Below are 24,300 nucleotides of genomic sequence, written 5' to 3' on the forward strand. Positions count from 1 at the left end.
TCGAATTTTAAAAACATAATTTATAACAATGGACAACAATCAAAATCCACAAGACGGAAACATCAACATCGAATTAAACGAAATGGTAGCTGCTGGTATCTATGCTAACCTAGCTTTAGTAAACCACTCTCCATCTGAATTTGTAGTAGACTTTATTCAGTTGATGCCAGGTGTTCAGCAAGCTAAAGTAAGATCAAGAGTTATTCTTGCTCCACTTCACGCTAAAAGAGTATTAAACGCTCTTCAACAGAACATCGCTAACTACGAGCAGCAGTTCGGAGAAATCAAAGAAGTTGAGCCTTTCGTATTAGGAGGAAACAACGTTCAAGCGTAAGATTTCTTTTTTACAATAAAATAAGAATGCCCTGGTTTTTACCAGGGCATTTTTTATGAGGTAAACCATGCAGCAGAAATGAAAATTGAATCTGTTTAATTGTTAATTTTATTTAATAAGATAAAAATATATAATAACCATTCATCAATTTTATATCTTTGTTTGAGAAAAAGTATAAAATATAAGATATGATTGATAAAGCATTCGCTGTGGGCAAATTTGGCTTTTTAGGTGCTGATTTTTTATCTGAGCTGGAAAAACATGCTGTTGCAATTGATATAAAAGCCAAAACCGAAATCATAAGAGAAGGGCAGAAAAATAAGTTTGTGCCTTTCCTGATAAAAGGCTCTATCAAGGTTTTTACTCTTAATGATGGCAGAGAACTTATCTACTATTATATTAAACCTAAAGACAGCTGTCTTATGACTTTTTCATCCATTCTCACAGATTATGTCAGCAGGGTATATGCCATCGCTGAAGAAGATTCGGAAGCTATTCTTATTCCCGTTACCGTAATGCATGATTGGCTGATAAAATTTCCGGAAATCAATAAACTGTTTTACCATGAATATGACCGTAGATTTTCAGAAGTGATGAATATGGTGAATGATGCAGTATTTCACAGGCTGGATAAAAGAGTCCTGAATTATATCAAACAGCAGATTTCATCCACAGGAAACAATCCCATTAAGATAACCCATCGTGAAATTGCCAATAGTTTGGGAACTTCCAGGGAAGTAGTGAGCAGAGTTTTGAAAAAAATTGAAAGCGAAGGTGAAATTGTTCAGACCAAAGAAGGGATAAAAGTACCTGTAAATGAAAATGTTAGAATAATCTAATTCTAATTGTTTGAAAAGTTTATTTTCATCATCGATAAAAACAATTTGGATGGTGACTTTTATCACCTGTTTTTGAATTGAGAACTCGATAAGTTTGTTATATCATAATTTAATTCAAATTGTATATGACGAAAACTCTCTTATTTTTGTCAGTATTTGCATCAGGTCTTGTTTTTGCACAGGAAGATCTGCTGAAAGATATTGACACGGTGAAAACCAACACAGAAACTTCACAACCCGCCTTCAAAGCTCTTCAGATTGTTACGGGACAATCTACAAAACTGGCCGCCAGAAAAGAATGGTACATTGTCGTTGCCCACAGATTTGGAGATATAAGTGCAGGGTTTAAAGACTTTTTCGGTCTGGATCATGCTTCAACCAAATTAGGTGTTATCTATGGTATTTCAGATGCTGTCTCCGTAAGCCTTTCCAGAGAAACGAATATGAAAACGTTTGAAGGCGCAGTAAAATACAGACTGGTAAGACAAAACGAAAACTTCCCGGTGGATATTGTGGGGTACAATGTAATGGGTGCCAATACTGAACTGGATAAAGATAATTATCCACACCTTAAATTCAGTGACAGACTTTCTTATCTTACACAGGCATTGATCTCAAGAAGGTTCAATGATAAGCTTTCCTTACAGCTTACCCCTTCTTTTGTTCATAAAAATCTTTACGAACCCACCATTGAAAACAAAAATCAGTTTTTGGCAGGTTTGGGAGGACGCTATAAAATTTCCAAAAGAGTTTCTGTAAATGCAGAATATTTTGTGAATTTCGACGATCACAGTTTTTATAAAAACCCATTATCATTAGGGGTGGATATAGAAACAGGAGGACATGTGTTCCAGCTTTTATTAACGAACTCCCAGATAAATTCAGATATCGGATATCTTACCAATGCCACTGGAGCATGGGGAAAGGGACATATTTTCTTTGGGTTTAATCTTTATAGAGTTTTTTAATATGAAAAAGCTAACATCCTTATTGATATTGTCGTCAGCAATCATACTGACGGCTTGTGACAGCAGAACTTATGAAGAGATTTCTGATAATACACCTATCACTGCACCCGTAAAATATACAGCAGATGTAAAACCCATTGTGGATAACAATTGCATTGGCTGCCATTCTGCCAGCGGCTATAAACCTCTCGTTACCTATGATCAGGTAAAAAACAATATAGACGGAATTCTGGATCGTATCCAAAGGCCTAATGGTGATCCGGAGAAAATGCCGCAGGGAGGATCGTTGTCCGCAGCTCAGATCAATATTTTCATAAAATGGAAAGCTGACGGGCTCAATGAAAATTAAAAAAATTGATATGAAAAAATTAGCATTATTAAGCATATTACTGCTTACTGCCAGTTACGCATCAGCACAAAAATACAGTTCTAAGACAGGAAAAGTAACTTTTGAAGCTTCGGTTCCTCTGTTTGATGACATCTTTGCCCAGGATGACAATAATGTTGTCATTCTGAATGCAGATAACGGTGAAATGGCATCCGTTTCTACAGTTAAGAACTTTCATTTTAAAACCAAATTAATGGAAGAGCATTTCAATGAAAGTTATGCTGAATCTGCAAAATATCCGAAAACAACTTTCAAAGGGAAAATTGTCAACTTTGATAAAACAAAGCTTACGGCCAGCCCTCAGAAATATACCATTCAGGGAACGCTTAACTTTCATGGCGTGGATAAAGCTGTTAATTCTGCAGCTACTTTGTATGCAAAAGATGGTAAAATATATATGCAGGGTGGCTTTATGGCCAAACCTGCAGATTATAAAGTGACTATACCTAAAATGGTTACCAAGAAAGTTGCAGAAAATGTCAACATAGAATACAATTATGTAATGGTAAAACAATGAGAAATCTAATCTTAATTTTAGGATTATTTCTGAGCTCATGGATGTCTGCCCAGGAAAAAGCAAAATCAATATTTGATATTGCCAGAAGCGGAACAGTTCCTGAAGTACAGGAGCTGATGAAACAAAATCCGGATGTTATTAATCAGGTGAACGAAAATGGTTTTTCACCACTTATTTTAGCCTGTTACAGAGGAAATACTCCGGTTGCGGAATTTTTAATCACTCATGTTAAAAATATGAACTATGCAAGTGGAGAAGGAACAGCTTTAACGGCTTCTGTCTTTAAAGGAGATAAAAATCTTACTCAGAAATTATTAGAGAACAGAGCTGATCCCAATGTTGCAAACAGCAGCGGAGTAACTCCATTGATATATGCAGTTCAGTCACAAAACAAAGAAATGGTTGTGCTGTTACTCAAAAATAAAGCTAATAAGGCATTAGCAGACAAGCAGGGGAAAACTGTTTTTGAATATGCTTTATTTTCTAAAAATCAGGATATTATTAACCTATTAAAAAATTGATCATATGAAATTAAAAACTACATTATTATTGATCGGATTTTTTGCTTTTTTTCATGTAAAAAGTCAATATTCGACAGGAACTGTGCCTCTGTTTTCCACACCCGGAGGAGCAGATTTGGCTTATTCAGTTAAGATAGACCTTACTCCTTCTTTAGTTACCCTTACGCTTATCGGCCCTTCTACAGGATGGCTGGGAATGGCTTTCGATACAACGAATATGGATGATATAGGGAAAGATGTTGTTATTTTTGATGGAACCAATTTAAGTGACAGAACATTTAATGGACAGGGAGTGGTTCCGCCTTTGGATGGAACTCAGAACTGGACTGTAACCTCAAACACAGTGGCTGGAAGCGTTCGTACTGTAGTCGCTACAAGAGCTTTAAATACAGGGGATGCCAATGATTACGTTTTTACTTTTCCTCCCGCAAGCCCTTTAAACGTTACATATGGACGTAGATTATCAAACTTTACGATTGCTTATCATGGTTCTAACAGCTGTGGTACTACAGCGCTTACTTTTGGTTCTACTTTAGGGACCAGCGAAACCGCTTTAGAGAGTAAGAAAATAGTTCTTTATCCAAACCCGGCTAAAGAAATGGTAAGCTTTAAAAATGTTGATAAAATAAAATCTGTTGATATTTATGAATCTGCCGGAAGAAAAGTAAGATCTGTAAAACTTGATGGAGAAAATATCAGTGTCAGAGATTTAAAATCTGGTACTTATTATTTTGAAATCACATTGAAAGATGGAACTACATCTTACGAAAAACTGATTAAAGAATAATTTTTCAGAAAAAACACACCTAAATATTTTTTTAAAAACGGATACCTCTGATTTTTCAGGGGTATCTTTTTTTCTTAAAGTACCCATTCCAGGGAGATTGCTTTAAATTTCATATATTTGTGTATATCCGGATTCTTAACAAAAGGCAGCTTCTTTACCTTATAATTTTTACAACCAATGGAATTTAAAACATTAGCCAATATCACAATAGACGAACTTCTGTCAGTATTCAACCATTCATTTTCAGATTATGTTATTCCTTTCCACTTAACGAAAGAGGTGCTTGTCTCAAAAATTGCAGCAGAAAAATTAGATATGAGTTTATCTGCCGGAGCATTTGAAGATGGAAAACTGGTAGGTTTTATTCTTCAGTCTGAAAAAGTTGAAAATGGGGAGAAAATTATATACAATGGCGGAACAGGCGTAGTTCCTGAAAGCAGAGGTAAAGGATTGGTGAGAAAAATGTATGATTTTATTATTCCTGTTTTAAAAGAAAGAAATGCCAATACATTGTTGCTTGAAGTGATTGAAGGAAATCAGCCTGCAATCAGGGCGTATGAAAACCTGGGTTTTGTAATTGTCCGAAGATTACTTTGTTTTAACGGAAGTATTCAGCAGGGAAAAGAAAATGCTGAAGCTTCTATTAGATATCTGAAAGACTTTCAATGGGAGCTGCTATGCTCTTTCTGGGATATTGAACCTTCATGGCAAGGGTCAGTTTTCGTATTGGAGCCGATGCCGGAAAATTATGTGACTTTAGGAGCTTATGATGGAGATAAACTGGTAGGATATATTATCTATGGCCCTGCAGCGAAAAAAGTATATCAGTTTGCTGTAGATAAGAACTACAGAAACCGTGGAATTGGAACAAAGCTTTTTAACGCTATTAAAGATAAAAATGGCGGGCAGGGTATAGCATTGAACAATGTAGATGATTCTTCAGAAAATACCAGCAAATTTCTCAGTGAACGAGTAGGACTGAACAATTGGCTGTCACAGTTTGAAATGAAAAGATCTATTTAATGAAGATTCATTTTGATTCAAAAAAATAATCGGTTTTAATATACTTTTAATCTCTTAAACTTTTTATGCAGAAGTATAGGATGTAACTTTGTGGAAAATTTTAAAATAATGAAGCGAGGAATCCATTTTTTACTGCTGCTAATTTCTTTTACGGCTTTTGCGCAACAGGGCAATATTGATACAGCCCAGGTGATTATCCCAGGTAGACAGAACACCACGGAAGCACAGTCAAAACCTTATGTGATTATGATATCTACAGACGGTTTCCGTTATGACTATGCACAGAAGTACAATGCTGAAAACCTTTTGAAACTGGCCAATAGCGGTGTGAAAGCTGAAGCAATGATTCCAAGCTATCCAAGTATTACTTTCCCTAATCACTGGAGCTTAATTACCGGACTTTATCCTTCCCATCATGGCTTGATTGATAATTTTTTCTACGACTATAAAAGAAAAGAAGGGTATGCCATGAGCAATAAAAAAAATGCTGAAGACGGAAGCTGGTATGGAGGAACTCCACTTTGGGGACTTGCTGAAAAACAGGGAATGGTATCAGCATCTTTAATGTGGGTAGGATCTGCCAGCGATGCCGGAGGAATGAGACCTTCTTACTACTACCCTTATCACGAAAAATTTTCTCCTTCCGAAAAAGTAGAAAAAGTGGTGAACTGGCTGAAATTACCGGAAGATAAAAGACCTCATTTTATATCATTATATTTCCCGGAAGTAGACGGAAGCGGGCATCACTATGGTCCTGATACAAAAGAAACCGAAACTGCTGTACATCTGATAGACCAGGCGATAGGTGATCTTGTTCAGAAAGTAGATGGATTAGGCTTAAAGAACGTCAACTTTATATTTGTGTCTGACCACGGAATGATCAAAGTAGACGGTGGAGCTCCATTAGAAATCCCGGCCGTTCTTTTTGATAAAAACAGATTTGATTTTTACAATTCCCAGACTTTGTTAAGAGTTTACGTTAAAAATCCTGATGAGGTAAAGAAGGTTTACAAACAACTGAAAGCTCAGAAGACAGATGATTACGAAGTGTATCTGGATAAAAAACTTCCTAAATATCTGCATTTTGCAACAAGAGATGACCAATACAACAGAATAGGACAGATTCTTCTGATCCCTAAAGCACCGAAAATATTCTTAGAAAAAGGTAAGAAAACATCTGTTGGAAAACATGGCTACAACCCTAAAGTTGTGCCGGAAATGAAAGCTACTTTCTTTGCCTGGGGACCTGAATTTAAAAACAATCTGGTCATCAGTGAATTTGCTAATATTAATGTTTATCCTTTGGTTGCTGAGGTTTTAGGATTGAAAATAGATCAGCCAATTGACGGAAAACTGAAAATTTTAAAAGAAACCCTGAAAGACAAAAAATAGTCTATGGTTTAAAATATTATAATAGTTAACAAAGTTTCGGCGCACCTTTGGTGCGCCGAAACTCATATTATCAGTCTTAGAAAAACAAAAGGATTTAAAACTTAGAAGAAAACTCTTTAGCAAAATCCTCTAGCTTTACATTACCTGTAACAGGAGAATTGTGATCAATAAAATCCTTCTGAACAACCCCGGTTCTTATTCCTCTACCCATTTCAACATAAAGATGAGCCATATCTTCTGGTAATCCGGCTTGAAGCATTCCATTTAAAGAATCTTCATCAGAGAATTCTACCCATGGAAGTTCAGGCTTATTAACAGAAGTTCCTAAAACCTTTGCAAAATCAGCTGCTTTTCTCACATCACTTACAATATACCGGATGTTGTTTGTATTTCCGTCTTTTACCAGTTCTTCAGCGGCAGCTTGGGCAATATCATTGGGATGTACAATTGGTACTTCAACACTTGCAGGATAATTCCCTCCAATGATTCCAGCATTTTGAATCAAAGGAATATCGTTGAAAAAATTATTATAAAAATATCCGGCTCTTAAAAAAGTGAAAGAGGTATTTTCTACTTCGTTATATATTTTTTCAATATTGTGAAGACCTGCAATAGGGCCGTTTTCTACCGGAGATCCGGCCCCCACACTGCTTAGCATTACGGCTCTTTTTACGTTGGCATTCTTTATAGCTTCAGCATAATTTTTTCCTGCATTGGTTGTGTTTTCTACAATCTTATCCGGGCTGATAGCCGGAGGAGTCATTACAAAAACAGCATCTGCTCCTTCAAATGTCTGAGTTAAAAAATTAACGTCTGTGATAGAACCTATGGCTGGAGTGGCTCCCAGAGATTCAATATCCTGTTTTCTTGCATCGCTGCTGCTGACTACTGTAATATTATGCCCTTCGGCAATTAACTGTTGTGCTAATGGTTTGGCTACATTTCCTAATGATCCTGTGATTACAATTTTCATAATAAATATTTTTTTATTTCTGAGAACAAAGTTATATTTGTACTTACTTTTATACAAGTACTTACCCTAAAGTATGTAGATATGACAGCGATCAAAGAAAGTTCAACCATTCAGGAGAATAAGAAAACAGTACAGGATTGTCCCGTAATGTATGTTATGGAAAGAATTGGCGGATTCTGGAAACCTATTATCCTGTTTAATCTTTCCACAGGCGAAAAAAGATACAGCGAACTGAAAAAAGCAATTCCTGCCGTAACAGAAAAAATGCTGATCCAGCATCTGAAACAGTTGGAAACAGATGGATTGATTATCAGAACAGCAAAACCTGTAATACCTCCTCATGTGACCTATAGGTTGAGTGATGCAGGTAATGAATTGGCTCCTGTTATTGATGCCATGGCTGCATGGGCTTTTCAGGATATGGAAAGAAATGATAACAAATGTGCTGAAGGAAACCGATATATGTTGAATCAGGATCAGAATGCTTTTAGCCAAAATCTAAAAAAATAAAAACAGGCGCTTCAATCCGAAGCGCCTGTTTCTGTTAATATTGTATAGAAGAGTTACAAAGATTGCATATCAATGACGAAACGGTATTTTACATCACTTTTCAGCATTCTTTCATACGCGTTGTTAATATCCTGCATTTTAATCAGCTCAATATCAGAAACAATATTATGTTTTCCACAGAAATCTAACAATTCCTGTGTCTCTGCAATACCTCCGATCAAAGAACCTGCTACAGAACGACGTTGGAAGATCATAGGTCTAGTACTTACTTCAGTTTCCTGGAATTCACCTACAAATCCTACAAGAACTAAAGTTCCGTTCAAAGAAAGAGTTTGCATATAAGGATTGATGTCATGTTCATAAGGTACCGTATCAATGATAAGATCAAATTTACCTTTTACGGCATCCATCTGTGAATCATCTGTAGAGATCACTACATGATCAGCTCCAAGTTGCTTTGCATCATCAGTCTTACCCGGAGTTCTTGAGAATAAAGTAACTTCAGCTCCCAGTCCTTTTGCCAGTTTAATAGCCATGTGACCCAATCCACCTAATCCTACAACGGCCACTTTTGAACCCGGACCTGCGTTCCAGTGTCTTAGTGGTGACCATGTAGTAATTCCTGCACATAGAAGTGGTGCTACTGCTGCCAGATCTAAATTTTCAGGAACACTTAGAACGAAATGCTCATCAACAACTACTTTTTGAGAATATCCTCCAAAAGTGTGGCCTCCAAGATGCTTATCTTTCCCGTTATAAGTTCCTGTAAATCCGTTTTGGCAATATTGCTCCAAATCGTGCTTACAACTGTCGCAATGTCCGCAAGAATCTACCATACATCCTACTGCAGCAAGATCGCCTACTTTAAATTTGGAAACCTCACTTCCTACATTGGTAATTCTTCCTACAATTTCATGTCCCGGAACTACAGGATACAAAGATCCGCCCCAGTCGTTTCTTGCTGTATGAAGGTCAGAGTGGCATACCCCGCAGTATAGGATTTCAATCTCTACGTCCTTTGTGGTTACCTCTCTTCTTTCAATATTCATTTCTTTCAGATCTGCTGTGGTAGACTCTGCACCATAAGCTTTTACTGTGATTGTACTCATTTTTTATATTTAGTTTATTTAGGTTTATAAATTATTATACTCTTCATCCGTTACAGGCTCCAGCCATTCTACAATCCCGTTTTGAGTATTAGGATTAATGGCAATATGAGTAAACCCACTGTTCGGAGCAGCTCCATGCCAGTGGATAACATCAGGAGGAATATTAACAACATCTCCCGGGTTTAAAATCTGTACAGGTTTATCTTTTTCCTGATAGTATCCTGTTCCTGAAGTTACGATTAATATCTGTCCGCCTCCATGAGAATGCCAGTTATTTCTGCATCCTGGCTCGAAAATGACATTTCCAATCTGACAGTTCAGGCTATCCTCATTGGGTTTCAGAATATAAACCCACGCTGTTCCTCCGGAGAAATAATCTGAAGAAGCTTTTTCCCCTTTTGGAAAAATGGTTGTATTAAAAGTTTCCATAACGGTACAAAAGTCGACACTTTCTCATAAATCAGACTTATACAGATTACCGAATTACTTACCAATTTTACAGACACTATTTCAGTTACAAATGAAAGTGGTAATTTTGAATAGAAATAAAAATATACTTCATGGACAATCAGGAGGTTGAAATCTATAATACGGTCTCGGAATACAATAAAATGGCGAATCATGAAACGCTGCATCCGCTGGTAAGTGTGATTGATTTTTCCAAATCCGATCCTATATGCCAGTATAAAAGAAAATTCGGTTTTTATACCGTTTTCCTGAAGGATGTAATGTGTGGAGATATGCAATATGGGAAACACAGCTATGATTATCAGGAAGGAACTTTGGTTTTTATTGCACCCGGGCAAACATATGGAATTTATAATAAAGACAGATTTGTTCAGCCTGCAGGTTTTGCCCTAATTTTTCATCCGGATTTAATAAAAGGAACCAACCTAGGGAAGAACATGAAAGACTATTCATTTTTCTCTTATGACGTACATGAAGCCCTACACCTCTCTGAAAAAGAAAGAGAAGTAGTGTTGGATTGCTTTAAAAATATTAAGCTTGAACTGGAACAGGCTATTGATAAACACAGCAAATCTTTAATCGTTAATAATATTGAACTATTCCTGAATTACTGTATGCGTTTTTATGACCGCCAGTTTATTACGAGAGATCACATCAATCAGGGGGTGATTGGAAAATTTGAAAATCTGGTTGATGATTATTTAAAATCTGAAAATCCTAAGAATATTGGTTTTCCAATGGTAAACTATTTTGCAGAGAAGCTGAACCTGTCCGCCAATTATTTTGGAGATCTGATAAAAAAAGAACTGGGTATTTCCGCTCAGGAATTTATCCATAACAAACTTATTGATATCGCTAAAGAACAAATCCTGGATCAGGCAAAAACAATCAGTGAAATTTCCTATGATTTAGGGTTCAAATATCCACAGCATTTTACAAGATTGTTCAAAACGAAAGTAGGCATTTCTCCAAGTGAATACAAAATCCTGAACTAAGTTTTCAACACGAAGAACAGTAATCTTTTTCACAAATAACATAATGATAGTTAGTGAATATTTGTACTATCATTTGTGAAATTTGTGTTTAAATAATTAAATTTAGAAAGAAAAGTTTTCACAGTTTTAAAAATGACACCCAATCAGCAGAATACCACTATTTTTGAGACCAGGTTCGGGAAAATTTTAGCATTAAAAGAAGAGGGGATTATCAGAGCCAGAAGTATCCGATATGCTCATTCTGAAAGATTTAAAGAACCCGTTGCCATAGAAGCTTCTTTATCTTCTGTAATTATTTCCCCGGAAAAAACACCAGTCTGTCCACAGGCTTTAAGTCCGCTTGTGGAAAAAATGATTGGAGCAACCCCCGTTGAAAGCTTTGAAGCAGATGAATCTACCCAATATCTCTCCATAACCCGCCCTGAAACAGTTTCTGAAAATGAAAAGCTTCCTGTTGTAGTCTGGATTCATGGAGGATCTCATGAAATAGGCTGTGGTGATCTTGCTACTGCCAATCCTGCCGAATGGGTGAAAGAACAACATATCATCGTAGTTGCCGTCTCGTATCGTCTGGGATTGTTCGGTTTTCTAGGTGGAGATGAAACAAGACCTGCTAATCTTGGACTTTTGGATATGATCGAAGCATTGAGGTGGATAAAAGCCAATATTGCAGAGTTTAGTGGTGATGAAAACAATATTACCCTTCTCGGGCAATCTTCAGGAGGAGATGCTATTGCTCACCTAATGATTTCAGAAGGGGTGGAGGATTTATTTCAGCGTGTGATCATCCAGAGTGCTCCTCTGGGATTACGCCATAAAAGACAGAAAATGTCTGCAGAATTTCTTAAAAAAACAGAAGTATTGAAAGATGAAACTGACGTTTTAAAAATGATGGAGGACTACAAAATATTTGTACCCTCTGTAATAAAATACGGTTTGAAAGCTGCGATGCCCTTTGGTACACAATACGGATATTTTCCTTTGTGTAAAGAAGAAGAGTCGGTGGAGATGTGGAAAAAGAATGCTCAGAAATTTGATGTGATCATTGGTTTAAATAATGATGAAACTGCCTTTTATCTCAAGACTTCCGAGGCTTTAAATAAATATTTCGGAAAAGGATTTGGTTTAAAACTCATAGATAAAGCGGTTGAAAAAACTACAGCACTTATCTATGGAAATCCGGCAAAACAATTTGCTCAGACTTTGGCTGAATCCGGTGGAAATGTCTATCTCTTCAGAATTCATTCAAAATTGAAAGACAATCACATCGGAGCACCACATTGTATTGATCTTCCTTTGATTTTTGGGAATGAATCAGCGTGGAAATCTTCCGAACTGCTGAAAGATATTCCCTGGAGCCGTATTCATGAGAACGGTAAAAAACTGCGGGCACTTTGGGCAGAATTTGCCAGAACCGGAAAAATATCTGATACCTCCGAAAGACCGGAGATCCTGGAACTCCGAAAGATATAGTTACATACTAAAATTATAAAAACCAATCATCTTAACAAATATTCCAGCCGAAGATAAACATTCCCTTCCCTTGGAGGTGCAGTGAAAATTCAAAGAATTTTTGACGGAGTGGTTAGCCATATTTTCAACAGTTATATGTTTTTTGTATGAATTATGTATATAGAATCAGGTGATTGTTGTTGAATGTTTATTCATAATTGTGATTTTTGATGTAAATTTAATTATTGAACCATAAAAAATAATAATTATGAAAACAAACAAAGATTTCAAAGTAAAAAAACTTAAACGTGAGGAACTGAAGAGTTTAAAGGCCGGAGATTTAAATTGGGGTAAAGTATGCTGTACTTCCACCGAAGACGGGCAATGTTGCGAATGGGCCATAGATGTTTGGAATTGCCGTTACATTTATTGCTGATTTTCTAATGAAAGCAAGCCTTGTCAAGGTTTTAAACCTTGACAAGGCTCTTATTCAGGAATCCAGACACTTACATTTCCTGCCGGAACTGGAAAATTTCCCCATCCGTTTTCATCAATCGTTACTTTGTCTTTGAATCGTTTCAACAGATCTTTGAATTTTTTTCCGGAATACAACATTCCCATTTCCATAGGCTTGTTGTAAGAATCTTTATTGCTCAGAACAGTTGCACATCCTGGATGTTCATCATCACCAGTGCGAACCCAACCAAGGCAATTGGCATCCTCAAAATAATCTTGCTGGTCACCGTAAGCATAATCTTTCCTTGCTTTTAACAGCTCTTCAATACCGTCTACTTTGGGCATAAATATCTCCTGATCATTACCTTCTCTATCCTTATCCACATAATGAGCTCCATAGAGATCTGGATAGAAGATGCATGGATAGCCGTCTTTTCTTAATAAGATAAATGCATAGGCAAGAGGTTTGAACCATGGGTCTACAGGAGCTTCAAGATCCTGTAAAGGCTGTGTATCATGATTGGCTACCAAACTTACAGAATGCATCGGATCTGCCTGAGTAAGAGTTTCATCAAAAATTCTCCTGAGATCATAAGAACCACCTTCCCTGGAAGCCGTATGGAAATTATTCTGTAACGAACTGTCAAAAAGACTCATACATCCATCCGTTACTTCAATATATTTTTGGAGAAGATGAAGATATCCGGGAGCCCAGTATTCTCCTACAGCGAAAATATTTTTTCCGGAATTGGAACGGAGCAGCGTAAGCCATTCTTTATAAAAATCAAAAGAAATATGTTTTAAAGCATCCAGTCTCACGCCATCGAAATCTGTCTGATCAAAATACCATTTTGCCCAATTATTGAGCTCTTCCCGTACAAAAGGATTTCGGTGTTCAATGTCATTATACATCAGGTAATCATAATTTCCTTTTTCATCATCAATCATTTCTTCCCAGTCATTTCCATATTCAGACTGTATTTTATAAATATGGGATTCCATACCTTCCGCGTAATCTACACCGCTGAAGCAGGTGAAGTTCCATTCAAAATCAGAATATTTTTTTCCTCTTCCTGGAAAGGTAAATTGGGTATAAGATTCAATTTCAATGACGTCGGAGATAATTTTCTCCCTGTTCTCTTCATCTACTTTTACCACTTTGAATTTTTCCAGCTCATCACCTCCTGCTTTATGTCCCAGGACAATATCTACAATCACTTGTATATTTTGTTTCTTTAAGGCTTTAATGGCTTTTGTATAATCATTTTTAGTACCGTATTTTGTAGCAATGGTACCCTTTTGGTCAAATTCTCCAAGGTCATAGAGATCATAAGCGTCATATCCGGTAGAATAACCGCCATTTGTTCCTTTATAGGCTGGAGGAAACCATACAGAAGTGATTCCAAGTTTTGCTAAGTATCCGGCCTGTTTTTCGGCTTCTTTCCACAATTTTCCGTCGCCTTCAGAGTACCAGTGGAAAAACTGAATCATGGTTGGGTTCATAGATTTGCTGATTTGGTAGATACAAGGTAGCGAAAAAATATGACCTACTCATTTTCAAATTCCTCAAACGGGATTTTTAGTTGAACGGAAACCTGTTTTTTTTCTTCAGTATTCAGTTGGGAGAGAGATAATCCGAGCAGGCGTACAGCTTTATCAAAAGGACGGAGATCCCAGAGTTTTTTCCCAGTGTTATAATACTGTTCCGGTGACGAGAAATAATCTTCTCTTGTTATGCTTCTTGTGAAAAGAGAGAAATCTTTATATTTTATCTTTAATGTTAAAGTTCTTCCGAGAATATTATTTTTCTGTAATCTTTGATGGATTTCCTGAGCAAGACTTTCCAGCTTTTCATTGATCTGCTGTTCGTCCAAAAGATCTTCAAAAAAAGTTCTTTCCACGGCCACACTTTTCTGGATCCGATGAGGTTTTACTTCAGAAGTATGAATACCGCGTACTACATTGTAATAATGTTTCCCGGACTTTCCGAAAAGCCTTACCAGATCTTCAAGTGATCTCTTCTTTAAATCTTTTCCTTTATAAATTCCTAAACTAAACATTTTGTTGGCTGTAACTTTTCCAACCCCGTAAAATTTTTCTACAGGCAGTTCTTCCAGGAAATGCTCCATTTTATCAGGATGAATTGTTTTCTGGCCATTCGGTTTATTGATGTCTGAAGCTACTTTAGCTAAAAATTTATTGACTGAAATTCCTGCAGATGCCGTCAGTCCCGTCTGTTCAAAGATTTTCTGACGGATTTCTTTGGCAATCAGGTTGGCCGATTCCATTCCTTTTTTATTTTCGGTGACATCCAGATAAGCTTCATCCAGAGACAGGGGTTCTACCAGATCAGTATATTCATAGAAAATCTCCCGGATTTTTTTGGAGATCTCTTTATATCTGGCAAATCGGGGAGGAACAAAAATAAGATGTGGGCATTTTTCTTTTGCGGTCTTGCTGGGCATTGCAGAGCGTACTCCATATTTTCTGGCTTCATAGCTTGCTGCGGCAACGACGCCTCGATGCTGCCCTCCAACTGCAATAGGCTTCCCTTTCAATGTAGGATTATCATGCTGCTCCACAGAAGCATAGAATGCGTCCATATCAACATGAATAATTTTACGAAGTGGCAAAGAAAAATCCATATACAAAGATATGGATTCCTTTATTTATGGTAAATTTTTTATAGAAAGGAAGTGTGACGCTGGAGTGTGGAAGTTAATGAGAAAGAGATGGAAATTTATGACCTGTTTATTGAAAATTAGTTTAGAAAAAATAACAGATTTTCAACGTGCTAAAATTACTTCCACCTTCGATTTTCCTGCTTCCAACCTCTTACGATTTCAGCCTCATGGTGAGAAGATGAGGTTCAAAACCAGCTTTTTCGTAAGCTTTTATAGCAGATTCATTTTGAGCATACACATCAAGTCTTACCTCACTGATTCCTCTTGATGTGGACCAGGAAATAAGTTCATCGGTAATCACTTTATTGATTCCTTTTCCTCTATGTTCCGGCTTTACATACATAAAACCGAGATAGGCATATTCTTTAAACTGATAATAATCTTTTGCTGCTTTTTTGATCAGAGCATATCCTGATGCAACAATTTCATTATTTTCTTCGGCAACAATTACGGTTGCTTCCGGAGATTGTATTAAATGTTTTAAATCATAATAATGAATCTCTCCTTCAATAAGTGTACTGTTGAAAGGTCTTTCTGCAGTAACAACTCCCTGTTCAAATTCTAAAAGGATTTCTAAATCCTGTTCTGTGGCTTCTCTTGTGATCATGGTGTTATCTATCTAAAATTTTAAAACTCATTGAAAGCCGATAGTTGTCAATGAGTTTTTTATGTTTTTTTTTAAAATAAATGAATATTATTTTAAGAGTTTATCTATGGTTTGTTGAAGTTCAGGATCTTCAGGGGATATCGCATAATATTTTGCAATTGAAGATTTCTGATCAATCACCATATATCTTGGAATCCAGTTAAGATCCACATAATTATTAAAATCATTTTTCCAGCCAGTAGAAAACCAATAATTTTCTTTGTCTTTCATGTCAAATCTTTCAAGACTTTTTTCAAATCCTTCTTTTGAACGGTCTAATGATAAAAATACAAAATCAATATTTTTATTATTTTCTTCTAATTCTTTAGCTTTTGGAAGTGCCTTCAGACAATCTCTACACCATCCGGCCCAAAAATCAATCACTAAGACTTTTCCTTTATGCTGATCAAGAATCTGCTGGACTGTAATGGCTTTTCCTTCTTCATCTTCAAGTTTCTGTTGCAAAGCTTCTTTTGAAAACCCTGTTTTAAGAACAGCAGGAACTTTTTGTGAATAGCTTATTCCAAAAATCCCCATCATAAAAATTAATATCAACTTTCTCATCTCGTACAATTTCATTTGTACAAATCTAAACAATGAATTGCAATCTGAGATTGATTTCAGCTGAATTAGGAAAAATTTATAATATTGATGGTTTCTATGGGAATTGAGTGAAAATATGCTTAACCACCCCGTCAAAAATTCTATTGAATTTTGCACCTCTCCGAAGGAGGGGAATATTTAAGTCTTCAGTTGTAATTCCGGACGATTTATTATTGGTAGTTTTTAACCAAGCCTTTCACAACGGTAATTACATTCGGCATTGCTTTATTGGCAGCATTTAAAACTTCTTCGTGAGAAACGGCCAAAGCAATATCTGGCCCGCCAAGGTCTGTGATAACCGAGATACAGAATACATCCATTTCCATATGCCTGGCGACAATCACTTCCGGAACGGTGCTCATTCCTACCATATCACCGCCGATGGCTTTGATCATGCCATATTCAGCCGGAGTTTCAAAAGTTGGGCCTTGTAATGCCACATACACTCCCTGATGGATCTTGATATGATGACCTGATGCAATCTGTTCTGCTGTGGCAATCATTTTTTTGTTGTAAGGTTCACTCATATCCACAAAACGCTGTCCAAACTCATCAATATTTTTTCCGCGTAAAGGATGCTCGGGCATCATGTTGATGTGATCTTTCAGGATAACAATATCTGCCACGCTGTAAGCAGGGTTTACACCACCGCAGGCATTGGAAAGAATAAGGTTTTGAATGCCCAGCAGATAAAAAACTCTTATCGGGAAAGTTACGGTTTCCATTGAATGCCCTTCGTAATAATGGAAACGTCCGCTCATCATCAGAACTTTTTTCCCCTCAAGTATTCCGTAAATCAGTTTTCCGGTGTGGCCGGCTACTGTAGTCTGTGGAAAATGAGGAATGTCTTTGTACTCTAAAACATGGATCGGTTCTACTTCATCCTGTAGTTTTCCAAGTCCGGATCCTAAAACAACCGCAAAATCAGGTGTTTCCTGAATTATATTTTTAATAAAATCAGCAGTCTCTTTAATTTTTTCTAACATAATCTAAGATGATTTGATTGAATTCTTCTTTCTTATCAATAAGTACATTGATAGGCCAGTAGTAAACAATTTCTCTAAGATAGTCAAAAGTTTTCAGACGTACATAGTCTTTCTCTGTGGTTAATATCAGCTTATATTCCCCTAATTTTTTATACTCGGCAAGGATTTTTTTAATATCATCATCCGTGAAATTATGATGGTCTCTGAACTTTAAATGTTTCACCCTTTTTGAGAATTTTGCCAGATGTTCCAGAAGTGGTTTGGGATTAGCAATTCCGGTGATCAGTAAAATATCATAATAATTCAGGTTGTTATCCGGAAGCATTTTCTCTTTTCCGTATACATTCTCGTCATAACCAATGGATGAAAAGAAAACTTTCTGTCCGTATGAAGGTCTTATTCTTGAGATATAATACCTTTTTGTTTCCTCAGTAAGTTCGTCAGGACATTTGCTGACCATAATAATGTCTGCTCTTTTGTATCCGGATCTTGATTCTCTCAGATCTCCGGCCGGAAGAAGGTAGTCTTTGAAAAAAGGATCATTAAAGTCGGTCATCAGAATATTGAATCCAGGCTTGATCGCTCTGTGCTGCATGGCGTCATCCAATACCAGAACTTCAAGGTCCATATCTTCAATTACTTTTTTGGCTCCGGGCACACGTTCTTCTGAAACAGCAATGACGAAACGGTTTTTAAAACGCTCAAAAAGCTGCATCGCTTCATCACCTACCATTTTGTAGTTGCTTTCATAATTGGTTACTTCGTAGCCTTTTGTCAGCCTTCCATAGCCTCGTGAAAGAACACCGGTTCTGTAATGTTTGGATAGATATTGAGCCAGATACATCACCATGGGTGATTTTCCGCTTCCGCCCACAGAAAGATTTCCGACATTGATTATCGGAGTTTTGAATTTTGTCGACTTAAAAATTCCCAGATCATACATTGTGTTTCGGATACCCGTTACCAAATGATAACCAAGGGAAAAAGGATAAAGGTACCATCTTTTCATACGATTGCAAAAATAGGAATTTTCATAAGCATTTGACGTAATATTCTCAAAGACTTTTCAACAAATATTTCGTTAAATTAAAGTATTTTTGTGGAGTTATTACAATACATTGAGATACTTTATTGAATTTTCTTACAACGGAAAGAACTATTTCGGCTACCAGATACAGCCGGATGCCATTTCTGTGCAGGAAGAACTGGAAAAAGCACTTTCCACTATTTTAAGGGAAGAGATTAAAACTACAGGAGCAGGAAGAACTGATACAGGGGTTCACGCTAAAAAAATATTTGCTCATTTTGATACAGAAAAAGAGTTGGATAATCAGCTTACACGCAGGCTGAACAGTTTTCTTCCACCTGATATTTCTATTAAAAGGATCTTTCCGGTAAAAGATGATTTTCATGCCCGTTTTGATGCTACGTACAGAACCTACGAATATTATATCTCACTGGAAAAAAATCCATTCACACAGGAATCTGCATGGCAGCACTGGAAAAGAGGTCTGGATATTGATGCCATGAATGAAGCTTGCAAAATTCTTTTTGAATATGAAGATTTTACCAGTTTTGCCAAATTAAAAACCGACAACAAAACCAATATCTGCAAAATGTATAAAGCGGAGTGGGAGCAAAACGGATCTGAACTGAAATTTACAGTTTCAGCCAACCGTTTTCTTAGAAATATGGTTCGTGCTATCGTTGGAACAATGGTAGAAATAGGAACCGGAAAACTGAAACCGGAAGATCTTCGTACAGTGATTGAAGATAAAAACCGAAACGCTGCCGGAACTTCAGCTCCAGGGCACGGATTGTATCTGGTGGATGTGGGATATGAATTTTAATACTAAGATATAGTCTGTTATCAATTCATTTGTGATAGCCAAAAAATGTCTTTGGTTACAATGAATCTCTGGAAGACTCTGAAGATTTTCTACAAGCTGCAGGTGATTTCCAGAGACCTCGGAAAATCACAAGCAGGCTGTTTTTATAAAGAATGATATAGGGCTTAATAGCCAAAAAATCAGCTTATCGGGAGATTAAGGCTATTCATTCTGTAAATAACAGGTATCTGAAATTTTCTATGACGATTTGCAAAAGTTGTAAAGGCAGTCCGGTTATAAAGTCTTATTTTTGCATAGAATTTTTATTTTAATTCTTTCTTTCGATTCGTACAATGAAAAAACAAGATACCTGGGAGATTATAAAAAGGCTGTTCTTTATCGGAATGAAGTTCCGTTCATGGTTCATCCTTACGCTTATAATTTCTATATTCCTTTCCATTGTTTCTACTTACAGGCCGTATCTTACTATGCAGGTGGTGGATAATGATATTACAAAGCTGCATGATAAAGCTTTGATGATGAAACACATCTACATTCTTGTGGGATTGGTGTTTGCAGAAACAGTTTTAAACTTTTTTTTAGTTTATTTTTCAAATTTCATCTCGCAGAATGTGATCAGGGATATCAGAGAGCGTTTATATGCTAAACTGATCTATTTCAAGACTTCATTTTTTGATAAAACTCCAATCGGACAGCTGGTGACGCGTGCCGTAGGAGATGTGGAAACAATTGCTACAGTATATACAGACGGTTTCCTGATGGTTTTCGGAGATATACTGAGAATTCTGTTTGTACTGATTATGATGTTCAGTACTAATGTTCATCTGAGTTATATTACGCTGGCTATTTTACCTTTAATGGTGATGATCACGAGATTCTTCCAGAAAAGACTGAAAAAAGCTTTTGGAGATGAAAGAAACTGGACAGCCAATCAGAATTCTTTTGTTCAGGAGAGACTGGCAGGAATGTCTATTATTCAGGTATTCAACAGACAGGAATCTGAGTTTAAGAAATTTGATGATATTAATATTACATTAAAGGGAGCATTACTGAGAACCGTATTTATTTTCTCGCTGTTCTTTCCCGTAGTGGAACTTATCTCTTCATTATTCATAGGATTTATCCTTTTCTATGGAGGATATATTACGATCAGTGCTGGGGTTGTGATTGCCTTTATCCAGTATATTTCAATGCTGATCCGTCCTTTGAGACAGATTGCCGACCGTTTCAATAATATTCAGCGAGGAATTGTAGGAGCAGAAAGAGTGCTGGGATTAATGGATGAAGAAAATGCAATGCCGAATAACGGAACGGTAAAGAAAGATCACTTTGCCGGAAAAATTGAATTCCAGAAAGTACATTTTGCTTATGACGAAAAGCAGGAAGTTCTGAAAGGAATTGATTTTAAAGTAAACCCGGGAGAAACAGTAGCCATTGTAGGAGCAACGGGTGCCGGAAAGTCTACCATTATTAGTTTGATCACAAGATTGTATGATATCAACTCCGGAAATATTCTGATTGATGATGTGGATTTAAAAGATTATGAGCTTTATAATCTGAGAAGTCATATTGGAGTGGTATTGCAGGATGTTTTCCTTTTCCATGGAAGTATTTTTGAGAACCTTTCCTTCGGAGATGACAGTATAACTTTAGACAAGATAAAAGCAGGGGCCAGAGAAATTGAAGTAGATCAGTTTATTCAGCATCTTCCTGGCGGGTATGATTATGTAGTGAGCGAAAGAGGTTCATCCATTTCATTAGGTCAGAGACAATTACTGTCTTTCCTGAGAGCCTATTTATCAGATCCGAAAGTTTTGATTCTGGATGAAGCCACATCTTCTATAGATCACGAAAGTGAAAAGCTTATTCAGAGAGCAACAGAAAAAATTACCAAAAACAGAACATCCATTATTATTGCCCACAGACTTTCAACGATTGAAAAAGCAGATAAGATCATTGTGATGGAGCATGGTAAAATTGTAGAAGAAGGGAAGCATCTTGAGCTTTTGGATAAGAACGGATATTATGCTACTCTTTACAAAGCCCAGCTGCGTCATGAAGTGGAAATGGAAGAAGAAAAAGAATCATAATCCATTCAGGTATTATAATAAACAAAAAGAGAGTCATTACGATTCTCTTTTTTATTTTAATATATAATTCATTAATGCTTTTTAAAACTACAGAAAACAAAATTCTGAACAGTTTCAAAAGGAGTGATATGATCTTCAGTAAGGCATTTTATTTTTTCAAAACTTCTTTTAAATTTTTCTGATAATGATTCTTCATCATACTGCTGAATATCCAGTCCGCTGCATTTCGTAGGTCCGTTTTTGGAAAAAGTTCCAAGGATTATAAAGTTATTCACATTCTTTTCAGCAATATCAATATATTTTGAAACCTGTTCCGGACTTGTCAGGAAGTGAAAAGCAGCTCTGTCATGCCAGATGTCATAAGTTTCCGAAGGTTGGAAAGCAGTAATATCGGTGGCTATCCATTTTACTTTATGGGCTAAATTTCCGAGTCTTTTCTGTGCTTTTTCCAAAGCGTTGGTAGAAATATCAAGGACTGTAATATTCCCGTAGCCTTCCTCAAGAAGAAAATCAACAAGGTTGCTGTCTCCGCCGCCAATATCAATGATGCTGGCATCTTTTCCCAATCCTGAAGATTTGATAAAGTCAAGTGATGTCTGAGGTTTTTTCTGGGTCCAGCTTACCTGATCTGGATTTTTGGTTTCATATACATTTTCCCAGTGATTTTTATTGTCAGAAGAACTCATGATTCTTTTAATTGATTGTTTATCTCTTCAAATTTATTAATTAATTCGTCAAGTTTTCCCTGTTGTTTCTTTATTGTTTTGGGTCTTAAATAAAACCAATTAAAAGCGATCCATGCAAATGTTATGGCATAGGCCAGAATGCCTGAACCAAGAGTCATTCTTGAAGTGTACTCATACATATAAAAGCATATTCCTAGAAAAAGCATGATAAAATACAGATTGAGGATGGTAGTCTGCATCAATTTCTGCTTACTCTTCACTACATATAAACTCTGGAGATATTCATGGTTTGACTGGGTCTGATCAATTTTGTAAAAAACCATAAACATTTTATTGTAGGCAAAAAGGAACATGACCATGGCCAGAATGACAAGCACAATCCCGATTTTTGTAGTAATCATCTGAGGCTGGAAACGATACCAGATATAAATAATCAATAATGAGGTGGTGATTAATCCAATATTGGCAGCAATCAGCTTACGCAGATTCTGGTTTCTGAATTTTTTCAGCTTACCAAGAAGCTCTTCCAGGTTGGGTTTATTGGAAGTCTGTTGCTTCCATATATTTTTGAAATTAATATTAGTATCCATTTTCTCTAAACTTTTGCGTTAATTTTTCCTTTATCCTGTGAATTTTTACCCGTATATTGGATTCAGAAAGCCCTACGATATGAGCTATCTCTGCCTGCTTCACTTCTTCCAGCTCCAATGAAATAATAATTCTGTCTGTTTCCGGAAGCTCAGAAATAAACTGATAAAGCATTTGTATCTGAGGTTCCATGGATTCCTGTTTTTTCTCTTCCAGATTGATGGGAAGATCTGTTTTGGTGAATTTCTTTTCCTTTTCAATCTGCCGGAGACAGTTATTAGAGGCAATTCTGAAGATCCATGTTCCTATGCTGGATTCATTTCTGAATTTCGGAAGCTGCTGCCATACAATGATAAATGTTTCCTGGGCAAGATCCTGAGCGAGGTCGGGATCATTCACATATCCCATGCACAGGCGGAATATCCTTTGCCAGTAGAGTTCGTATATCTCTTCAAAAGCCATTATTTCGCAGATAAAAAGTTATTAAGCTGATTAAAATACCAATCTTTGTCGTCATACATGATGAAATGTAACCCTTTTGAAGCATACTGCATATTGGTGTTTTTTAAATTTTTGTATTGGCCTTCAATAGTCGGTTTCAGATTGGCAAAAAAAGATTCCAAAAGAATAAGAGAAGGACATTGTATATTTTTTATTTTCTCTCTCAGGTCGGTATTGGAAAAATCACAATACATCTTTGCAAATGTTTTTCGGTCAGATTTCATGCTCCAGTTGATCACCGTTTCCTGCATAGAAGTATCTGCCAGAAGACGTGGCATAGTCTGTGTCTGCATTTTACGGAACTGATCATCACTCATAGCAGTTAATTGAGTAATAGTAGACGTACAATCATTATTTTCCTTAGAGGTAAAACCAGGATCAGACATCGCAGCCAGACAAGGTAATGTGTCTACAATGACGATTTTTCCTACTAATTCAGGGTAATCTGCAGCAATTGCAAGGGCAAGGCCGCCTCCCATGCTGTGTCCGATGATAATAGGTTTTTCTATTTTATTATTCTTTATATAAGCAGCAATTCCTTTTTCCCAATCTTTAAAGCTGGCGTCTGCCTGTGGTTGTGTTCCGGCAAATCCTGCCATCGTTAACGTATAACAAGTGAAGTTTTTTTCAAATTTTGCAGCTGTTTCGTTCCATACATCTCCTGAAGAGGCAAACCCGGGAATAAATAGTAAGGACTGATTCCCTTTTCCGGTTTTCTTTACTTCAAACGGATAGACTGTTTCCTGTCCGAATATATTGCATATTGCTAAAAAAAATAACATAATGATAAGAAGGAATGTAAATTTTTTCATGATTTCTAAAGTTTTAAGGTTTATTTGTCTTTTAGAGACGAACCTTGAAAAAATGTTACACCAGATTTGATTTTTTTTGAAAAAAATATTTCTCCTCCTTCTGAACCCTTATGTTTAGGGCA

At 36.5% G+C, this 24,300-nt stretch carries 27 protein-coding genes; 14 read left to right on the forward strand and 13 right to left on the reverse strand.

The window, feature by feature from the left end:
• The first annotated feature begins 28 nt into the window (after positions 1–28).
• The 9 genes from SFA27_RS02835 (at position 29) to SFA27_RS02875 (ending at position 6,769) form a co-directional block, all read left to right on the forward strand.
• Complete coding sequence (locus SFA27_RS02835; protein WP_002976436.1) at positions 29–334, forward strand: DUF3467 domain-containing protein; 306 nt, start codon at positions 29–31, stop codon at positions 332–334.
• 188 nt (positions 335–522) lie between these two features.
• Entirely contained in the window at positions 523–1,173 is a 651-nt protein-coding gene (locus tag SFA27_RS02840) for a Crp/Fnr family transcriptional regulator (RefSeq protein WP_047379237.1), read from the forward strand.
• A gap of 125 nt (positions 1,174–1,298) precedes the next feature.
• Positions 1,299–2,141 carry a DUF5777 family beta-barrel protein gene (locus SFA27_RS02845; protein ID WP_407296151.1) on the forward strand — a complete coding sequence of 281 codons (843 nt, stop codon included), beginning with the start codon at positions 1,299–1,301 and terminating at the stop codon, positions 2,139–2,141.
• Between the two features lies 1 nt (position 2,142).
• Positions 2,143–2,490 carry a hypothetical protein gene (locus SFA27_RS02850; RefSeq protein ID WP_047379233.1) on the forward strand — a complete coding sequence of 116 codons (348 nt, stop codon included), beginning with the start codon at positions 2,143–2,145 and terminating at the stop codon, positions 2,488–2,490.
• Between the two features lie 10 nt (positions 2,491–2,500).
• The gene (locus SFA27_RS02855; protein WP_407296154.1) at positions 2,501–3,046 is read left to right on the forward strand and encodes a YceI family protein; all 546 of its coding nucleotides are present in this window, start codon (positions 2,501–2,503) and stop codon (positions 3,044–3,046) included.
• Positions 3,043–3,567 carry an ankyrin repeat domain-containing protein gene (locus SFA27_RS02860; protein ID WP_264516889.1) on the forward strand — a complete coding sequence of 175 codons (525 nt, stop codon included), beginning with the start codon at positions 3,043–3,045 and terminating at the stop codon, positions 3,565–3,567. The genes SFA27_RS02855 and SFA27_RS02860 overlap by 4 nt, the downstream gene beginning before the upstream one ends.
• A 4-nt stretch (positions 3,568–3,571) precedes the next feature.
• Positions 3,572–4,354, forward strand: a complete 783-nt coding sequence (locus tag SFA27_RS02865) for a T9SS type A sorting domain-containing protein (protein WP_052184867.1) — start codon at positions 3,572–3,574, stop codon at positions 4,352–4,354.
• A gap of 177 nt (positions 4,355–4,531) precedes the next feature.
• Positions 4,532–5,377 (forward strand): GNAT family N-acetyltransferase, encoded by an 846-nt coding sequence (locus SFA27_RS02870; RefSeq protein WP_407296157.1) that lies wholly within the window; start codon positions 4,532–4,534, stop codon positions 5,375–5,377.
• A 108-nt stretch (positions 5,378–5,485) separates the two neighbouring features.
• A complete protein-coding gene (locus SFA27_RS02875; protein WP_407296158.1) occupies positions 5,486–6,769 on the forward strand; it encodes an ectonucleotide pyrophosphatase/phosphodiesterase in 1,284 nt (427 codons plus the stop codon).
• 94 nt (positions 6,770–6,863) lie between these two features.
• Here SFA27_RS02875 and SFA27_RS02880 read toward each other — a convergent pair whose 3' ends face one another.
• Positions 6,864–7,742: an NAD(P)H-binding protein gene (locus SFA27_RS02880; protein WP_407296160.1), complete on the reverse strand. Its 879-nt coding sequence runs from the start codon at positions 7,740–7,742 to the stop codon at positions 6,864–6,866.
• Positions 7,743–7,823: 81 nt separating this feature from the next.
• On the opposite strand from SFA27_RS02880, the gene SFA27_RS02885 reads away from it, so the two are divergent.
• A complete protein-coding gene (locus tag SFA27_RS02885; RefSeq protein WP_081995546.1) occupies positions 7,824–8,252 on the forward strand; it encodes a helix-turn-helix domain-containing protein in 429 nt (142 codons plus the stop codon).
• A 53-nt stretch (positions 8,253–8,305) separates the two neighbouring features.
• Here the strand turns inward: SFA27_RS02885 and SFA27_RS02890 are convergent, their stop codons facing one another.
• Both SFA27_RS02890 and SFA27_RS02895 read right to left on the reverse strand, forming a co-directional pair.
• Positions 8,306–9,361: an NAD(P)-dependent alcohol dehydrogenase gene (locus SFA27_RS02890; RefSeq protein ID WP_047379223.1), complete on the reverse strand. Its 1,056-nt coding sequence runs from the start codon at positions 9,359–9,361 to the stop codon at positions 8,306–8,308.
• Positions 9,362–9,385: 24 nt separating this feature from the next.
• Entirely contained in the window at positions 9,386–9,790 is a 405-nt protein-coding gene (locus tag SFA27_RS02895) for a cupin domain-containing protein (RefSeq protein ID WP_407296163.1), read from the reverse strand.
• A gap of 131 nt (positions 9,791–9,921) precedes the next feature.
• Here SFA27_RS02895 and SFA27_RS02900 point away from each other — a divergent pair, with 131 nt between their 5' ends.
• Positions 9,922–10,824, forward strand: a complete 903-nt coding sequence (locus tag SFA27_RS02900; RefSeq protein ID WP_264516895.1) for an AraC family transcriptional regulator — start codon at positions 9,922–9,924, stop codon at positions 10,822–10,824.
• A 132-nt stretch (positions 10,825–10,956) separates the two neighbouring features.
• Positions 10,957–12,297, forward strand: coding sequence for a carboxylesterase family protein (locus SFA27_RS02905; RefSeq protein ID WP_407296166.1), 1,341 nt, complete (start codon positions 10,957–10,959; stop codon positions 12,295–12,297).
• Positions 12,298–12,762: 465 nt separating this feature from the next.
• On the opposite strand, the gene SFA27_RS02910 is transcribed toward SFA27_RS02905, so the two are convergent.
• The 6 genes from SFA27_RS02910 to lpxK form a co-directional block, all read right to left on the reverse strand.
• A complete protein-coding gene (locus SFA27_RS02910) occupies positions 12,763–14,235 on the reverse strand; it encodes an alpha-amylase (RefSeq protein WP_407296168.1) in 1,473 nt (490 codons plus the stop codon).
• 44 nt (positions 14,236–14,279) lie between these two features.
• Positions 14,280–15,377, reverse strand: a complete 1,098-nt coding sequence (gene dinB, locus SFA27_RS02915; protein WP_047379215.1) for a DNA polymerase IV — start codon at positions 15,375–15,377, stop codon at positions 14,280–14,282.
• A gap of 190 nt (positions 15,378–15,567) precedes the next feature.
• Complete coding sequence (locus tag SFA27_RS02920) at positions 15,568–16,023, reverse strand: GNAT family N-acetyltransferase (RefSeq protein WP_264516898.1); 456 nt, start codon at positions 16,021–16,023, stop codon at positions 15,568–15,570.
• 87 nt (positions 16,024–16,110) lie between these two features.
• Positions 16,111–16,626: a thioredoxin family protein gene (locus SFA27_RS02925; RefSeq protein WP_047379211.1), complete on the reverse strand. Its 516-nt coding sequence runs from the start codon at positions 16,624–16,626 to the stop codon at positions 16,111–16,113.
• 209 nt (positions 16,627–16,835) lie between these two features.
• Complete coding sequence (locus tag SFA27_RS02930) at positions 16,836–17,651, reverse strand: purine-nucleoside phosphorylase (protein WP_407296173.1); 816 nt, start codon at positions 17,649–17,651, stop codon at positions 16,836–16,838.
• Complete coding sequence (lpxK, locus tag SFA27_RS02935; protein ID WP_047379207.1) at positions 17,635–18,660, reverse strand: tetraacyldisaccharide 4'-kinase; 1,026 nt, start codon at positions 18,658–18,660, stop codon at positions 17,635–17,637. Before lpxK ends, SFA27_RS02930 begins: the two co-directional genes overlap by 17 nt.
• Positions 18,661–18,769: 109 nt before the next feature.
• On the opposite strand from lpxK, the gene truA reads away from it, so the two are divergent.
• On the forward strand, positions 18,770–19,501 hold the full coding sequence (gene truA / locus SFA27_RS02940) for a tRNA pseudouridine(38-40) synthase TruA (protein ID WP_047379205.1): 732 nt from the start codon (positions 18,770–18,772) through the stop codon (positions 19,499–19,501).
• 332 nt (positions 19,502–19,833) lie between these two features.
• Positions 19,834–21,591 carry an ABC transporter ATP-binding protein gene (locus SFA27_RS02945; RefSeq protein WP_407296176.1) on the forward strand — a complete coding sequence of 586 codons (1,758 nt, stop codon included), beginning with the start codon at positions 19,834–19,836 and terminating at the stop codon, positions 21,589–21,591.
• Positions 21,592–21,662: 71 nt separating this feature from the next.
• On the opposite strand, the gene SFA27_RS02950 is transcribed toward SFA27_RS02945, so the two are convergent.
• From SFA27_RS02950 to SFA27_RS02965, 4 genes are read right to left on the reverse strand one after another with little or no spacing between them, the layout of a single operon-like run.
• Positions 21,663–22,277 carry a class I SAM-dependent methyltransferase gene (locus tag SFA27_RS02950; protein ID WP_407296178.1) on the reverse strand — a complete coding sequence of 205 codons (615 nt, stop codon included), beginning with the start codon at positions 22,275–22,277 and terminating at the stop codon, positions 21,663–21,665.
• Positions 22,274–22,867, reverse strand: a complete 594-nt coding sequence (locus tag SFA27_RS02955; RefSeq protein WP_047379199.1) for a hypothetical protein — start codon at positions 22,865–22,867, stop codon at positions 22,274–22,276. Before SFA27_RS02955 ends, SFA27_RS02950 begins: the two co-directional genes overlap by 4 nt.
• Entirely contained in the window at positions 22,857–23,327 is a 471-nt protein-coding gene (locus SFA27_RS02960; RefSeq protein ID WP_047386138.1) for an RNA polymerase sigma factor, read from the reverse strand. Before SFA27_RS02960 ends, SFA27_RS02955 begins: the two co-directional genes overlap by 11 nt.
• Complete coding sequence (locus SFA27_RS02965) at positions 23,327–24,178, reverse strand: alpha/beta fold hydrolase (RefSeq protein ID WP_407296180.1); 852 nt, start codon at positions 24,176–24,178, stop codon at positions 23,327–23,329. The genes SFA27_RS02960 and SFA27_RS02965 overlap by 1 nt, the downstream gene beginning before the upstream one ends.
• Between the last annotated feature and the right edge of the window lie 122 nt (positions 24,179–24,300).

The organism is Chryseobacterium sp. HR92, assembly GCF_045689405.1.
In the GTDB taxonomy this organism is placed as follows: Bacteria; Bacteroidota; Bacteroidia; order Flavobacteriales; family Weeksellaceae; genus Chryseobacterium; species Chryseobacterium viscerum_A.

What these genes read in the sequence shown, in the direction of transcription:
- SFA27_RS02835 (WP_002976436.1), top strand. Translation starts at nt 29, where the DNA reads ATGGACAACAATCAAAATCCACAAGACGGAAACATCAACATCGAATTA.
- SFA27_RS02840 (WP_047379237.1), top strand. Translation starts at nt 523, where the DNA reads ATGATTGATAAAGCATTCGCTGTGGGCAAATTTGGCTTTTTAGGTGCT.
- SFA27_RS02845 (WP_407296151.1), top strand. Translation starts at nt 1,299, where the DNA reads ATGACGAAAACTCTCTTATTTTTGTCAGTATTTGCATCAGGTCTTGTT.
- SFA27_RS02850 (WP_047379233.1), top strand. Translation starts at nt 2,143, where the DNA reads ATGAAAAAGCTAACATCCTTATTGATATTGTCGTCAGCAATCATACTG.
- SFA27_RS02855 (WP_407296154.1), top strand. Translation starts at nt 2,501, where the DNA reads ATGAAAAAATTAGCATTATTAAGCATATTACTGCTTACTGCCAGTTAC.
- SFA27_RS02860 (WP_264516889.1), top strand. Translation starts at nt 3,043, where the DNA reads ATGAGAAATCTAATCTTAATTTTAGGATTATTTCTGAGCTCATGGATG.
- SFA27_RS02865 (WP_052184867.1), top strand. Translation starts at nt 3,572, where the DNA reads ATGAAATTAAAAACTACATTATTATTGATCGGATTTTTTGCTTTTTTT.
- SFA27_RS02870 (WP_407296157.1), top strand. Translation starts at nt 4,532, where the DNA reads ATGGAATTTAAAACATTAGCCAATATCACAATAGACGAACTTCTGTCA.
- SFA27_RS02875 (WP_407296158.1), top strand. Translation starts at nt 5,486, where the DNA reads ATGAAGCGAGGAATCCATTTTTTACTGCTGCTAATTTCTTTTACGGCT.
- SFA27_RS02880 (WP_407296160.1), bottom strand. Translation starts at nt 7,742, where the DNA reads ATGAAAATTGTAATCACAGGATCATTAGGAAATGTAGCCAAACCATTA.
- SFA27_RS02885 (WP_081995546.1), top strand. Translation starts at nt 7,824, where the DNA reads ATGACAGCGATCAAAGAAAGTTCAACCATTCAGGAGAATAAGAAAACA.
- SFA27_RS02890 (WP_047379223.1), bottom strand. Translation starts at nt 9,361, where the DNA reads ATGAGTACAATCACAGTAAAAGCTTATGGTGCAGAGTCTACCACAGCA.
- SFA27_RS02895 (WP_407296163.1), bottom strand. Translation starts at nt 9,790, where the DNA reads ATGGAAACTTTTAATACAACCATTTTTCCAAAAGGGGAAAAAGCTTCT.
- SFA27_RS02900 (WP_264516895.1), top strand. Translation starts at nt 9,922, where the DNA reads ATGGACAATCAGGAGGTTGAAATCTATAATACGGTCTCGGAATACAAT.
- SFA27_RS02905 (WP_407296166.1), top strand. Translation starts at nt 10,957, where the DNA reads ATGACACCCAATCAGCAGAATACCACTATTTTTGAGACCAGGTTCGGG.
- SFA27_RS02910 (WP_407296168.1), bottom strand. Translation starts at nt 14,235, where the DNA reads ATGAACCCAACCATGATTCAGTTTTTCCACTGGTACTCTGAAGGCGAC.
- dinB (WP_047379215.1), bottom strand. Translation starts at nt 15,377, where the DNA reads ATGGATTTTTCTTTGCCACTTCGTAAAATTATTCATGTTGATATGGAC.
- SFA27_RS02920 (WP_264516898.1), bottom strand. Translation starts at nt 16,023, where the DNA reads ATGATCACAAGAGAAGCCACAGAACAGGATTTAGAAATCCTTTTAGAA.
- SFA27_RS02925 (WP_047379211.1), bottom strand. Translation starts at nt 16,626, where the DNA reads ATGAGAAAGTTGATATTAATTTTTATGATGGGGATTTTTGGAATAAGC.
- SFA27_RS02930 (WP_407296173.1), bottom strand. Translation starts at nt 17,651, where the DNA reads ATGTTAGAAAAAATTAAAGAGACTGCTGATTTTATTAAAAATATAATT.
- lpxK (WP_047379207.1), bottom strand. Translation starts at nt 18,660, where the DNA reads ATGAAAAGATGGTACCTTTATCCTTTTTCCCTTGGTTATCATTTGGTA.
- SFA27_RS02945 (WP_407296176.1), top strand. Translation starts at nt 19,834, where the DNA reads ATGAAAAAACAAGATACCTGGGAGATTATAAAAAGGCTGTTCTTTATC.
- SFA27_RS02950 (WP_407296178.1), bottom strand. Translation starts at nt 22,277, where the DNA reads ATGAGTTCTTCTGACAATAAAAATCACTGGGAAAATGTATATGAAACC.
- SFA27_RS02955 (WP_047379199.1), bottom strand. Translation starts at nt 22,867, where the DNA reads ATGGATACTAATATTAATTTCAAAAATATATGGAAGCAACAGACTTCC.
- SFA27_RS02960 (WP_047386138.1), bottom strand. Translation starts at nt 23,327, where the DNA reads ATGGCTTTTGAAGAGATATACGAACTCTACTGGCAAAGGATATTCCGC.
- SFA27_RS02965 (WP_407296180.1), bottom strand. Translation starts at nt 24,178, where the DNA reads ATGAAAAAATTTACATTCCTTCTTATCATTATGTTATTTTTTTTAGCA.